Origin of the sequence: Pseudomonas marginalis (genome assembly GCF_024169655.1) — a bacterium.
In the GTDB taxonomy this organism is placed as follows: domain Bacteria; phylum Pseudomonadota; class Gammaproteobacteria; order Pseudomonadales; family Pseudomonadaceae; genus Aquipseudomonas; species Aquipseudomonas paraveronii.
Genome location: NZ_JALJWV010000001.1, coordinates 4,205,845 through 4,218,204, shown reverse-complemented (window position 1 = coordinate 4,218,204; position 12,360 = coordinate 4,205,845). Strand labels below are relative to the sequence as shown.

Annotated in this window: 10 protein-coding genes and 3 tRNA genes; all 13 read left to right on the top strand. The window is 62.3% G+C overall.

Annotated features, from left to right (window positions below):
• The first annotated feature begins 51 nt into the window (after window positions 1-51).
• The gene (locus tag J2Y83_RS19220; protein ID WP_253397525.1) at window positions 52-2,598 is read left to right on the top strand and encodes a FimV/HubP family polar landmark protein; all 2,547 of its coding nucleotides are present in this window, start codon (window positions 52-54) and stop codon (window positions 2,596-2,598) included.
• A gap of 158 nt (window positions 2,599-2,756) precedes the next feature.
• The gene (gene truA, locus J2Y83_RS19215; protein WP_247407644.1) at window positions 2,757-3,581 is read left to right on the top strand and encodes a tRNA pseudouridine(38-40) synthase TruA; all 825 of its coding nucleotides are present in this window, start codon (window positions 2,757-2,759) and stop codon (window positions 3,579-3,581) included.
• Between the two features lie 64 nt (window positions 3,582-3,645).
• Window positions 3,646-4,278 (top strand): phosphoribosylanthranilate isomerase, encoded by a 633-nt coding sequence (locus tag J2Y83_RS19210; protein ID WP_247407642.1) that lies wholly within the window; start codon window positions 3,646-3,648, stop codon window positions 4,276-4,278.
• A gap of 244 nt (window positions 4,279-4,522) precedes the next feature.
• Window positions 4,523-5,443: an acetyl-CoA carboxylase, carboxyltransferase subunit beta gene (accD, locus tag J2Y83_RS19205; RefSeq protein ID WP_253397524.1), complete on the top strand. Its 921-nt coding sequence runs from the start codon at window positions 4,523-4,525 to the stop codon at window positions 5,441-5,443.
• Window positions 5,440-6,747, top strand: coding sequence for a bifunctional tetrahydrofolate synthase/dihydrofolate synthase (folC, locus tag J2Y83_RS19200; protein WP_253397523.1), 1,308 nt, complete (start codon window positions 5,440-5,442; stop codon window positions 6,745-6,747). Before accD ends, folC begins: the two co-directional genes overlap by 4 nt.
• Entirely contained in the window at window positions 6,731-7,381 is a 651-nt protein-coding gene (locus J2Y83_RS19195) for an SPOR domain-containing protein (RefSeq protein ID WP_253397521.1), read from the top strand. Before folC ends, J2Y83_RS19195 begins: the two co-directional genes overlap by 17 nt.
• Before the next feature lie 257 nt (window positions 7,382-7,638).
• Window positions 7,639-8,196, top strand: a complete 558-nt coding sequence (locus J2Y83_RS19190) for a CvpA family protein (protein ID WP_247403593.1) — start codon at window positions 7,639-7,641, stop codon at window positions 8,194-8,196.
• 41 nt (window positions 8,197-8,237) lie between these two features.
• Window positions 8,238-9,743 carry an amidophosphoribosyltransferase gene (purF, locus tag J2Y83_RS19185; RefSeq protein ID WP_247403595.1) on the top strand — a complete coding sequence of 502 codons (1,506 nt, stop codon included), beginning with the start codon at window positions 8,238-8,240 and terminating at the stop codon, window positions 9,741-9,743.
• Window positions 9,744-9,808: 65 nt separating this feature from the next.
• Complete coding sequence (locus J2Y83_RS19180) at window positions 9,809-11,020, top strand: O-succinylhomoserine sulfhydrylase (RefSeq protein WP_253397519.1); 1,212 nt, start codon at window positions 9,809-9,811, stop codon at window positions 11,018-11,020.
• An 11-nt stretch (window positions 11,021-11,031) separates the two neighbouring features.
• Entirely contained in the window at window positions 11,032-11,796 is a 765-nt protein-coding gene (locus J2Y83_RS19175) for an SDR family oxidoreductase (protein ID WP_253400417.1), read from the top strand.
• Window positions 11,797-11,903: 107 nt separating this feature from the next.
• Window positions 11,904-11,979 (top strand) — tRNA-Val (locus J2Y83_RS19170).
• 55 nt (window positions 11,980-12,034) lie between these two features.
• Window positions 12,035-12,111: transfer RNA gene (locus tag J2Y83_RS19165), tRNA-Asp, on the top strand.
• Window positions 12,112-12,216: 105 nt separating this feature from the next.
• Window positions 12,217-12,293, top strand: a tRNA-Asp gene (locus J2Y83_RS19160).
• Window positions 12,294-12,360: the final 67 nt, after the last annotated feature.

The window sequence follows — 12,360 nt, the reverse complement described above, 5'->3', positions numbered from 1 at the left end:
GGTTACCAACCTTCTCGCAGGCCGGGGAGTGTTCAAACAAAGGATGAGGCTATGGTTCAAGTTCGCAAACTGGTGTTAGCAATAGCGGCCGCCTCGGCGCTGTCCTCCGGTATGGCGCAGGCGCTGCAGCTTGGGGAGATGACCCTCAAGTCGAAGTTGAACCAGCCATTGTCGGTGGAAATCGAATTGCTCGACGTCGGCGGCCTCACGGCCTCCGAGATCACCCCGAGCCTGGCATCGTCCCAGGCGTTTGTGGATGCGGGGGTCGATCGCCAGGCGTTCCTCAATGAGCTGACGTTTACTCCGGTGATCAACCCGGCCGGGCGCAGTGTGGTGCGTGTCACGTCGAGCAAGCCGCTGCCTGATTCCTACGTGCGTTTCCTGCTGCAAGTGCAATGGCCGAATGGCCGCCTGATGCGTGACTACAGCGTGTTGCTCGACCCGGCCAAGTTCGACCAATCGACGCCGACCAACACCGCGGCCACGCCTCGTTTGAGCGCACCTGCGGTGAGTGTGCCTGCCCAGCACACCACCACGGCCCATGACACGCTGTGGGAAATCGCCGAAAAGCATCGCAATGGCGCTTCGGTGCAGCAGACCATGCTGGCGATCCAGGCGCTCAACCCTCACGCTTTTGTCGATGGCAACATCAACCGTCTGAAAACCGGTCGCGTGCTGCGTCTGCCGGATACCGTACAAAGCACCGCGCTGCCACAGCCCAAAGCCATTGCCGAAGTGACCGCGCAGAACGCTGCCTGGCGCCAGGGCCGTCGCGCCGCGACCAATCAAGCGGCTGGCAAGCAGCAGTTGGACGCCACTAAGCGCACCCAGGCGGGCAATGCGCCGGCCAGCACCAATGCCAAGGACAGCTTGAGCCTGGTTTCGGCCGAAGCGGCCAAGAAGGGCGCGAAGGGTAAGGCGGGTGATAGCCAGGCCCTGGGCGACAAGCTGGCGATGGCCCAGGAGCAGCTCGACACGACGCGCCGTGACAACGAAGAACTGAAAAGCCGCGCAGCAGACCTGCAGAGCCAGTTGGACAAGCTGCAAAAGCTGATCCAGCTCAAGAACGATCAACTGGCCAGGTTGCAGGCTGAAAAAGGCGACCCGGCAGCCCAGGCGGCAGCGGTCATGCCCGCGCAGTTGGCCGGTGAGCCGCCCGCCCCTGTGGTCGCGCCCGTCGAACCGGTAGCCACTGCGGCCCCGGCGTCCGAGCCGATCAAGCCCGACGCAGTGCCTGCGAGCAGCGAAGACAAATTCAACGAGCTGCTGACCAACCCGATCGTCCTCGGCGTCATTGGCGGCGCGGCCGGTCTGGTGGTGTTGTTGCTCCTGCTGTTGTGGGCGCGTCATCGCAATGCCCGTCGCGCAGAAGAAAAGCACGTGCGCATGGCGCGCGCCCTGGCTGAAGAGCCGGAATTCACCTCGAACATCGACCTTGATCTGCCACCGGACAGCTTCGCTGGCCTGGAAGTGCCGGCACCGAACGTCACGTTGGCTGCCGCGCCTACGCCAGCGCCAGCGCCTGTCGTCGCACCGGCAGCGGCACCGAGCGTGGCCTCGGTGCTTGCGCCCCTGGCTGTCGCCGTAGCGCCGGAAAACGCCAATGATGCGCTGGTGCAGGCCCAGTCCCATATCGACCGCGGTCACTTGAACCAGGCGGCCGATGTATTGGAGCAAGCCATCAAGTACGAAACAAAGCGCAGCGACTTGCGCTTGAAACTGATGGAAGTCTACGGCCTGCAAAACGACAAGGACGGTTTCATCACCCAGGAGCGTCAACTGGTGGCCAATGGTGAAAACCATGCCCAGGTCGAGCAGCTCAAGTCGCGCTTCCCGGCCATGGCCGTGTTGGCCGCGGGGGTGAGCGCCGCCGTGGCCGCCGCCGCGCTGGACGCTCAATACGTCAAGGATCTGATGGAAGATAAGCCGGCTTCCGTGCCGGAAGCTGAAGCAGAGGCGTTCGACACCGATTTCGATCTGAGCCTGGACGAGCTGGAGGCGGCTTCACCGGCGGCGGTGGACAATGCCGATCAGCAGACCTTCGAGGCGCTGTTGCAGCAACAGACCGAAGCCAAGCCAGCTTCGGAAGACCTGTCGGACTTTGATCTCGACCTGCAGTTGGAGCCGCCGTCTTCCCAGTCCGATGACGACTTCCTCTCGGGGCTCGAAGATCAGATGAAGGACGTGCCTGCGGTCGAACCGCCGACCCTGACCCCGGCCGCCCTGGACGACCTTGACTTGCCGGAAGACTTCGACCTGTCCCTGGCCGACGAGCCGGAGGCCCCGGCGGCCAAGCCCGATGCGTTCGCCTCGGAACTGGATGACGTCAACGCCGAACTCGATCGTCTGTCCCAGAGCCTGGAAAGTCCGCCGATCGAACCGTCTTTCACCGCCGAAGACGCGGCGTTGGGCGGTGATGAGCCGGAATTCGACTTCCTCTCCGGTACCGATGAAGTCGCCACCAAGCTGGACCTCGCCCAGGCCTATATCGATATGGGCGATGCGGACGGCGCGCGGGATATCCTTTCCGAAGTGCTGACCGAGGGTGATGAAGCCCAGCGCGGCGAAGCCAAGGAAATGCTTGGCCGACTGGCGTAATCGCCAGGGGTTAACCCAGACGGCGGCCTTCGGGCCGCCGTTTTGCATTGCCGGTACCAAACACATGGCGTCTGGGGCGCAGCGCCTTATAATGCCCGCCTTCGCGCAACTCATCAGGCTCTCAGTTCTTGGCAAATATAGATAACCCGGCTGCCGAAATGGCGGCTGCAGGCTTTTACCGCATCGCCCTGGGCGTGGAATACAAAGGTTCGCGCTATTGCGGCTGGCAGCGCCAGGCGTCCGGCGTGCTGACGGTGCAGGAAACCCTGGAAAAGGCCCTGTCCAAAGTCGCTGACTCGCCGGTATCGCTGATGTGCGCTGGGCGCACCGATGCAGGCGTACACGCCTGCGGCCAGGTGGTGCACTTCGATACTCAGGCCGAGCGCTCGATGAAGGCATGGGTGATGGGCGCTAATATCAATTTGCCCCATGACGTCAGTGTCAGTTGGGCGAAGGTCATGCCGGCGCATTTTCATGCGCGCTTCAAGGCCATCGCCCGGCGTTACCGCTATGTGATCTACAACGACCAGATCCGCCCGGCGCACCTCAACCAAGAAATTACCTGGAACCACCGCCCGCTGGATGCCGAGCGCATGGCCGAGGCCGCGCAGCACCTGGTTGGCGTCCACGATTTCAGCGCGTTCCGCGCCGGCCAGTGCCAGGCCAAGTCGCCGATCAAGGAAGTCCATCACCTGCGGGTCACGCGTCACGGCAAGATGATTGTGCTGGATATCCGCGCCGGGGCGTTCCTGCACCATATGGTGCGCAACATTGCCGGCGTGCTGATGACCATCGGCACCGGCGAACGCCCGGTGGAGTGGGCCAAGGAAGTGCTGGAGAGCCGCATTCGCCGCACCGGCGGTGTCACGGCGCATCCGTTTGGCCTGTATCTGGTGGAGGTGGAGTATCGCGACGAGTTCGAGCTACCGCAGCGCTTCGTCGGGCCACACTTCCTCACCGGTTTCAGCGAACTTGGCGGCTGACGCCCGGAAAAGCTTTTGTTACCATCCGGGACTTTCTCGGTCCAACCCCTGAGGTTTCTACGACATGTCAGCCGTTCGCAGCAAGATTTGTGGGATTACCCGCATAGAAGACGCGCTGGCGGCAGTCGAAGCGGGGGCGCACGCCATCGGTTTCGTGTTTTATGCCAAGAGCCCGCGGGCGGTGAGTGTGGTGCAGGCGCGCGCGATCATCGCCGCGCTGCCGCCGTTCGTGACCACCGTGGGCTTGTTCGTCAACGCCAGCCGTTGCGAACTCAACGAAACCCTGGATGCTGTGCAGTTGGACATGTTGCAGTTTCACGGCGATGAAACCCCTGACGAGTGCGAAAGCTACCAGCGCCCGTATATCAAGGCGTTGAGGGTCAAGGCCGGGGATGATATCGCGGGCGCCTGCGCTGCCTACACCGGCGCGCGCGGGATTCTGCTGGACACCTACGTCGAAGGCGTACCCGGCGGCACCGGCGAAGCCTTCGATTGGTCGCTGATCCCCGAGGGGTTGAGCAAACCGATCATCCTGGCCGGCGGGCTCACCCCCGCCAATGTCGCGGCGGCGATCGAGCAGGTTCGGCCGTATGCCGTGGATGTCAGCGGGGGCGTAGAGCAGGGCAAGGGCATCAAGGATCACAGCAAGATTCGCGCTTTCTTGCAGGCTGTGCGCAACAGCAACGGCGCGATGTGACGGCTGGCAGTCTGCCGCCGTCCATAACTATCACTGTGTAAAACAGCCCGGTGCCGCCTGCGGGAGGCCCGGAAATGAAGTGGCAACCCTGCACGGGCAGGTTGTCTGGAAGGCTGAGGATGCATGCGGGAAATGGCCGGTCGAACGTCTGACCCCGTCCAGCATGTGTCATCGCCACATATGAATTTAGCTCAAGGGCATACGCGGGGCTGTGTTCAAGCCACCGGTACTGGAGAAAGAAAGCATGAGCAACTGGTTAGTAGACAAACTGATCCCTTCGATCATGCGTTCCGAGGTGAAGAAAAGCTCGGTTCCTGAAGGTCTGTGGCACAAGTGCCCATCCTGCGACGCGGTGCTGTACCGCCCGGAGCTGGAAAAGACCCTGGACGTTTGCCCCAAGTGCAACCACCACATGCGTATCGGCGCTCGCGCCCGCATCGACATTTTCCTCGACGCCGATGGCCGTAACGAACTGGGCGCTGACCTGGAGCCGGTTGACCGCCTCAAGTTCCGCGACGGCAAGAAGTACAAGGATCGCCTGACCGCTGCGCAGAAGCAGACCGGTGAGAAGGACGCGCTGATTTCGGTCAGCGGCAAGCTGCTGGGTATGCCGGTTGTGGTGTCGGCGTTTGAGTTCTCCTTCATGGGCGGTTCCATGGGTGCCATCGTCGGTGAGCGTTTTGTGCGCGCCGCCAACTACGCCCTGGAAAACCGTTGCCCGATGATCTGCTTCTCCGCCTCCGGTGGTGCGCGCATGCAGGAAGCGCTGATCTCCCTGATGCAAATGGCCAAGACCTCCGCGGTGCTGGCGCGTCTGCGCGAAGAGGGCATCCCGTTCATCTCCGTGCTGACCGATCCGGTGTACGGCGGTGTTTCCGCCAGCCTGGCGATGCTGGGCGACGTGATCGTCGGCGAGCCCAAAGCCCTGATCGGTTTTGCCGGCCCGCGTGTGATTGAGCAGACCGTTCGCGAAAAACTGCCGGAAGGCTTCCAGCGCAGCGAATTTTTGCTGGAGCACGGCGCGATCGACATGATCATCGCCCGTGCCGAGCTGCGTCCACGCCTGGGTAGCCTGCTCGCGCAAATGATGGGCCTGCCGACGCCGGTCTACGTCGCGCCGAAGGTTGAACCGATCGTCGTGCCGCCGGTGCCTGCAAACCTATGACCCAACGAGCCCTGGGCGAATGGCTCGCCTACCTTGAGCAGTTGCATCCGTCCGCCATCGACATGGGTCTGGAGCGCTCGCAACAGGTAGCGGCACGCCTCGGGTTGGGCCGTCCGGCGCCGCGAGTGATCACGGTGACCGGCACCAACGGCAAAGGCTCGACCTGTGCCTTTGTCGCAGCGCTGCTGCAGGCCCAAGGGCTGAGCGTCGGCGTGTACAGCTCGCCGCACCTGCTGCGCTACAACGAGCGAGTGCAACTCAATGGCGTCGAAGCCACTGACGAGCAACTTTGCGAAGCCTTCGCCGCGCTCGATGCCGGACGCGGTGAGATTTCCCTGACGTACTTCGAGATGGGCACCCTGGCGGCGTTCTGGCTGTTCGAACGGGCGCGCCTGGACGTGGTCGTGCTTGAAGTGGGCCTGGGCGGGCGCCTGGATACGGTCAACGTGGTGGATGCCGACCTGGCGCTGGTCACCAGCATTGGCGTCGACCATGTCGACTACCTGGGTGATACCCGTGAGTCCGTGGCCTATGAAAAAGCCGGGATCTTCCGCCAGGGCAGGCCTGCGCTGTGCGGTGACCTGGACCCGCCGCAGACGTTGCTGGACAAGGTGCGGGAGCTGGATTGCCCGTTCTTTCTGCGTGGGCGCGAGTTCAATCTTGAAGTGGGCGCTGAGCATTGGCAGTGGCGCGGGCGTGATGCGCGCGGCCAGCTCGTGGAGCTGCATGACCTGCCGCTGCTGAACCTGCCGATGGAAAACGCCGCGCTCGCCCTGCAAGCCTATCTGCTGCTGGACCTGCCGTGGAATCCTGCGCAGATTGCTCGTACATTGCTGGCTACGCGGATCGTCGGGCGTCTGGACCGCCGTGCTTTCGACTGGCAGGGCAAGCGCCTCAACCTGCTGCTGGATGTGGGGCACAACCCCCACGCCGCCGAATACCTGGCGCAACGCCTGTCGCGTACAGCGCTGGTGGGTCGTCGCCTGGCGGTGTTCGGTTTGCTGGCCGACAAGGATCTGGAGGGGGTCGTCGTGCCGTTGCTGGCGAATGTCCAGGCCTGGGCGGTTGCGCCCCTGGACACGCCGCGCAGCCGGCCGGCCGCTGAGCTTGAGGTTGCCTTGCAGAACCTTGGTGCCCACGTGACGTCATATGCAAGCGTCACTGCGGCCCTTGAAGCGCAGTGTGCGGTTGCCATGCCCGAGGACGAGATTCTGTTGTTCGGGTCATTTTATTGTGTTGCCGAGGCGCTCGAATGGTTGGCCCGGCGCTCCACGGAGGAAGCTGCACATGGCATTACTGGATAGCGCATACAAGCAGCGAATGGTCGGCGCCCTGGTGCTGGTGGCCTTGGCGGTGATTTTCTTGCCGATGCTGTTCTCCCGTCAGGATGAGCAGCGCCAGGTGGTTGTCGAGGCGCCGGCATCGCCCCAGGCGCCGGCAGTGCCTCAGGTACAGGTTGAACCGGTGGTGGTGCCTGAGCCGCAGGCATTGCCTGAAGAAGAGCCGGTGCCGACCGATGAGGACCTGGCCGCGCAGCCGGCTCCGTCGATGCCGGTGCAGCCGAGTGTGCCTGTGGTCAAGCCAGCGCCTGTCGTCGCCAAACCTGCCGCACCAGCGCCTGCCCCCAAACCGGTCGCCCCGCAACCTGCCGCGCCGGGCAAGCCGGACGTGGGCCAGAGCCGTATCGACCCGAATGGCCTGCCGATCAGTTGGTCGATCCAACTGGCCAGCCTGGCCAATCGCGAAAGCGCCGAGGCCTTGCAGAAAAAACTGCGCAGCCAGGGCTACAACGCTTACATCCGCAGCGCAGATGGCAAGAATCGCGTGTTTATCGGACCGCTGATCGAGCGTGCCGAAGCGGACCGCCTGCGCGATTTGTTGGGGCGCCAGCAGAATCTCAATGGCTTTGTGGTGCGTTTCCAGCCTGAGCGCGGCTGAGTTCACGCCGCTTTCAGCTTGGAATGCAGTCAAATGTGGGAGGGGGCTGGCTCCCGATGGCGGTCGATCAGTATCGGTTGTGCTGACTGATCCACCGCCATCGGGAGCCAGCCCCCTCCCACTTTGGTTTTGTGCGGGCCTTGAAATGCGCTTAACTCGTCACAAACTATTGATTTGCAAAGCACCCGCAATCACCGCTTACCGATAGCTCGGCGCTCTGCTAAAATGCGCCGCCTTATCCGTCCGTAGGCTGCGCCGTGCCATTTACCTGGGTTGATTGGGCGATCGTCGCAATCGTCGCCATCTCCGCTTTGATCAGTCTAAGCCGCGGCTTCGTAAAAGAAGCACTGTCGTTGCTGACCTGGATCATCGCAGGAGTCGTCGCCTGGATGTTCGGCGGTTCGCTGTCGGTCTACCTGAGCGGATACATCGAGACACCTTCGGCTCGCGTCATCGCGGGCTGCGCCATCATGTTCATCGCCACGCTGCTGGTGGGAGCAATGGTCAATTATCTTATTGGCGAGTTGATACGTGTCACCGGCCTCTCCGGGACCGATCGATTTCTCGGCATGGCCTTCGGTGCTGCGCGTGGCGCGTTGCTGGTGGTCGTGGCGGTCGGGCTGTTGAGCCTGGGGCCGGTACAGCAGGATTCGTGGTGGCAGGAGTCGGTACTCGTGCCAAAATTTCTATTGGTTGCAGATTGGTCCAAGAACCTCATATTGGGGTGGAGCAGTCAGTGGCTGGCCAGCGGGATCAGCATGCCCGCTGATCTTCCGTTCAAGGAGCACCTCTTACCGGCCAAAACGCCTCAGTAAGCAGTGTTCAGTCAAGATTCATTAAGTAGGGGTTGCGTCGCATGTGTGGCATCGTCGGTATCGTCGGTAAGTCGAACGTCAATCAGGCGCTGTATGACGCGCTAACCGTCCTCCAGCACCGCGGCCAGGACGCTGCCGGTATTGTGACCAGCCACGACGGCCGGTTATTCCTGCGCAAGGATAATGGCCTGGTGCGTGACGTGTTCCATCAACGTCACATGCAGCGCCTCGTCGGGCACATGGGCATTGGCCATGTGCGTTACCCGACGGCCGGTAGCTCGACCTCGGCCGAAGCTCAACCGTTTTACGTCAACTCGCCTTACGGCATCACCCTGGCGCACAACGGAAACCTGACTAACGTTGAACAACTGGCCAAGGAGATTTACGAATCTGACCTGCGTCACGTCAACACCAATTCCGACTCGGAAGTGCTGCTCAACGTGTTCGCTCACGAACTGGCCCAGCGCGGCAAGCTGCAGCCGACCGAAGAAGACGTGTTTGCCGCCGTGACCGACGTGCATAACCGTTGCGTCGGTGGTTACGCGGTAGTGGCCATGGTCACCGGGTATGGCATCGTCGGTTTCCGCGACCCGCACGGCATCCGTCCGATCGTGTTCGGCCAGCGTCACACCGACGAAGGCGTCGAGTACATGATCGCCTCCGAAAGCGTGTCCCTGGACGTGCTGGGCTTTACCCTGATCCGCGACCTGGCGCCGGGCGAAGCGGTGTACATCACCGAAGATGGCAAGCTGCACACCCGCCAGTGCGCTGTGGCACCGAAACTCACCCCGTGCATCTTCGAACACGTCTACCTGGCGCGTCCGGATTCGATCATTGATGGTGTTTCGGTGTACAAGGCGCGTCTGCGGATGGGCGAGAAGCTGGCCGACAAGATCATGCGCGAGCGCCCTCAACACGATATCGACGTGGTGATCCCGATCCCGGACACCAGCCGTACCGCCGCACTGGAGCTGGCCAACCATCTGGGCGTCAAGTTCCGCGAAGGCTTCGTCAAGAACCGCTACATCGGTCGCACGTTCATCATGCCTGGCCAGGCGGCGCGCAAGAAGTCGGTACGCCAGAAGCTCAACGCCATCGAGCTGGAATTTCGTGGCAAGAATGTGATGCTGGTGGATGACTCCATCGTGCGTGGCACCACCTGCAAGCAGATCATCCAGATGGCTCGCGAAGCCGGCGCGAAGAACGTGTACTTCTGCTCCGCAGCGCCCGCCGTGCGTTACCCGAACGTGTACGGCATCGACATGCCGAGCGCCCACGAACTGATCGCCCACAACCGCACGACCCAGGACGTAGCCGACCTGATCGGCGCCGATTGGCTGATCTACCAGGACCTTTCCGACCTGATCGAAGCGGTCGGCGGTGGCAAGATCAAGATCGAGCAGTTCGACTGCGCCGTGTTCGACGGCAAGTACGTGACCGGTGATGTCGATGAGGCTTACCTGAACAAGATCGAGCAGGCGCGCAACGACTCGTCGAAGATCAAGACCCAGGCGGTCAGCGCGATCATCGATCTGTACAACAACTGAGTAAACACCGGCCCTGAGGGGCCGGTTTTGTATCTTAAATAAAGAATTGAGTAAGGAGTCGCAGCATGAGTCAGGAATGGGATGCCGGTCGGTTGGACAGCGACCTCGATGGCGTAGCTTTCGATACCCTGGCTGTGCGCGCCGGCCAGCACCGAACGCCGGAAGGTGAGCACGGTGATCCGATGTTCTTCACCTCCAGCTACGTGTTCCGCACTGCTGCCGACGCCGCTGCGCGTTTTGCCGGTGAGGTGCCGGGCAACGTCTATTCCCGTTACACCAACCCAACCGTGCGCGCGTTCGAAGAGCGTATCGCTGCACTGGAAGGCGCTGAGCAGGCGGTCGCCACGGCGACCGGCATGGCGGCGATCCTGGCGGTGGTGATGAGCCTGTGCAGCGCTGGCGACCATGTACTGGTGTCGCGCAGCGTGTTCGGTTCAACCATCAGTCTGTTCGAAAAGTATTTCAAGCGCTTCGGTATCGAAGTGGATTACGTGCCTTTGGCGGATCTTTCCGGCTGGGATGCGGCAATCAAAGCCAATACCAAGCTGCTGTTCGTCGAGTCGCCGTCCAACCCGCTGGCCGAGTTGGTGGATATCGCCGCGCTCTCGCAAGTGGCGCATGCCAAAGGCGCCATGCTGGTGGTCGACAACTGCTTCTGCACCCCGGCGCTGCAACAGCCGTTGAAGCTGGGCGCGGACGTTGTCGTGCATTCGGCGACCAAGTTCATCGACGGCCAGGGCCGTTGCATGGGCGGGGTGGTGGCAGGTCGCAGCGAGCAGATGAAAGAAGTGGTGGGGTTCTTGCGTACTGCCGGCCCGACCCTGAGCCCGTTCAATGCGTGGATCTTCCTCAAGGGCCTGGAAACCCTCAGCCTGCGGATGAAGGCCCATTGTGCGAACGCCCAGGCCCTGGCCGAGTGGCTGGAACAGCAGGACGGTATCGAGAAGGTTCATTACGCAGGCCTCAAGAGCCATCCGCAGCACGAGTTGGCCCAGCGCCAGCAGCGTGGCTTCGGCGCCGTGGTGAGTTTTGAAGTGAAAGGCGGCAAAGAGGGCGCCTGGCGCTTTATCGATGCGACGCGCCTGATCTCCATCACGGCCAACCTGGGTGACAGCAAGACCACCATTACCCACCCGAGCACCACGTCCCACGGTCGCCTGGCGCCACAGGAGCGTGAAGCGGCGGGCATTCGTGACAGCCTGATCCGCGTCGCGGTAGGGCTCGAAGACGTGGCTGACTTGCAGGCTGACCTGGCTCGCGGGCTGGCAGCCTTGTGATCGAGTGGGCCATTGACGCTGCTGCGGCCGGTAACGGGCGCGTCGCGCTGGTGACGGGCGCCGCCCGGGGCATTGGCCTGGGGATCGCTGCATGGCTGATCAGCGAAGGCTGGCAGGTGGTGTTGGCCGACCTGGACCGCGAGCGCGGCTCCAAGGTGTCCAAGGTGCTCGGTGAGAATGCCTGGTTTATCACCATGGACGTGGCCGACGAGAAGCAAGTCGCCCAAGGCGTCGCCGAAGTGCTTGGGCAGTTCGGACGCCTGGATGCGTTGGTGTGCAATGCCGCGGTGGCCGACCCGCGCAATATCACCTTGGAAAGCCTCGATCTGGCCTCCTGGAATCGCGTGCTGGCGGTGAACCTCAGCGGCCCGATGTTGCTGGCCAAGCACTGTGCGCCGTACCTGCGTGCCCATGGCGGTGCGATCGTCAACCTGGCGTCGACCCGGGCTCGGCAGTCGGAACCGGACACCGAAGCCTACGCTGCGAGCAAGGGCGGCGTGCTGGCCCTGACGCATGCCTTGGCGATGAGTCTTGGCCCGGAAGTGCGGGTCAACGCCGTCAGCCCTGGCTGGATCGATGCGCGTGATCCGGCAGCCCGTCGCGCAGCGCCGTTGACCGACGCCGATCACGCCCAGCATCCGGCGGGCAGGGTTGGCACAGTAGAGGACGTGGCGGCGCTGGTGGCATGGTTGCTGTCGCGCCAGGCCGGGTTCGTCACGGGGCAAGAGTTTGTCGTGGACGGTGGCATGAGCAAGAAGATGATTTACAGCGAGTAGGGTGGGTAGCCGTCTTGAAGCAATTTTGTCTTTTTCAGAAAAACTTCAAGCAGGCTATTGACTTAGGTCCGCTATCTGCGTAAATTTCGCGGCCTCAACGAAGCAAAGGGTGATTAGCTCAGCTGGGAGAGCATCTGCCTTACAAGCAGAGGGTCGGCGGTTCGATCCCGTCATCACCCACCACTTCTTGAGAGTTTTGCCTTCGGGCAAGACGCAACGTTAAAGGTTGCACCGACGCGCAGCGGTAGTTCAGTCGGTTAGAATACCGGCCTGTCACGCCGGGGGTCGCGGGTTCGAGTCCCGTCCGCTGCGCCATATTTTCCAGGTTCGACGTGTCGAGCTTGAGATTGAACAGCCAAGGCTGATCGATCAGATGTTTAAAGACGGTTGAGGGTTTACGCTCAGCCGGTCAAGCGATACGCAGCGGTAGTTCAGTCGGTTAGAATACCGGCCTGTCACGCCGGGGGTCGCGGGTTCGAGTCCCGTCCGCTGCGCCATATCTGCTTCAAGGCCCACTGAACGCCTTGCAGCACAAAGAAAGCCTTTGGCTATCTTTGATCCGAT

What these genes read in the sequence shown, in the direction of transcription:
- J2Y83_RS19195 (WP_253397521.1), top strand. Translation starts at nt 6,731, where the DNA reads ATGGCATTACTGGATAGCGCATACAAGCAGCGAATGGTCGGCGCCCTG.
- accD (WP_253397524.1), top strand. Translation starts at nt 4,523, where the DNA reads ATGAGCAACTGGTTAGTAGACAAACTGATCCCTTCGATCATGCGTTCC.
- J2Y83_RS19220 (WP_253397525.1), top strand. Translation starts at nt 52, where the DNA reads ATGGTTCAAGTTCGCAAACTGGTGTTAGCAATAGCGGCCGCCTCGGCG.
- purF (WP_247403595.1), top strand. Translation starts at nt 8,238, where the DNA reads ATGTGTGGCATCGTCGGTATCGTCGGTAAGTCGAACGTCAATCAGGCG.
- J2Y83_RS19210 (WP_247407642.1), top strand. Translation starts at nt 3,646, where the DNA reads ATGTCAGCCGTTCGCAGCAAGATTTGTGGGATTACCCGCATAGAAGAC.
- J2Y83_RS19180 (WP_253397519.1), top strand. Translation starts at nt 9,809, where the DNA reads ATGAGTCAGGAATGGGATGCCGGTCGGTTGGACAGCGACCTCGATGGC.
- truA (WP_247407644.1), top strand. Translation starts at nt 2,757, where the DNA reads ATGGCGGCTGCAGGCTTTTACCGCATCGCCCTGGGCGTGGAATACAAA.
- folC (WP_253397523.1), top strand. Translation starts at nt 5,440, where the DNA reads ATGACCCAACGAGCCCTGGGCGAATGGCTCGCCTACCTTGAGCAGTTG.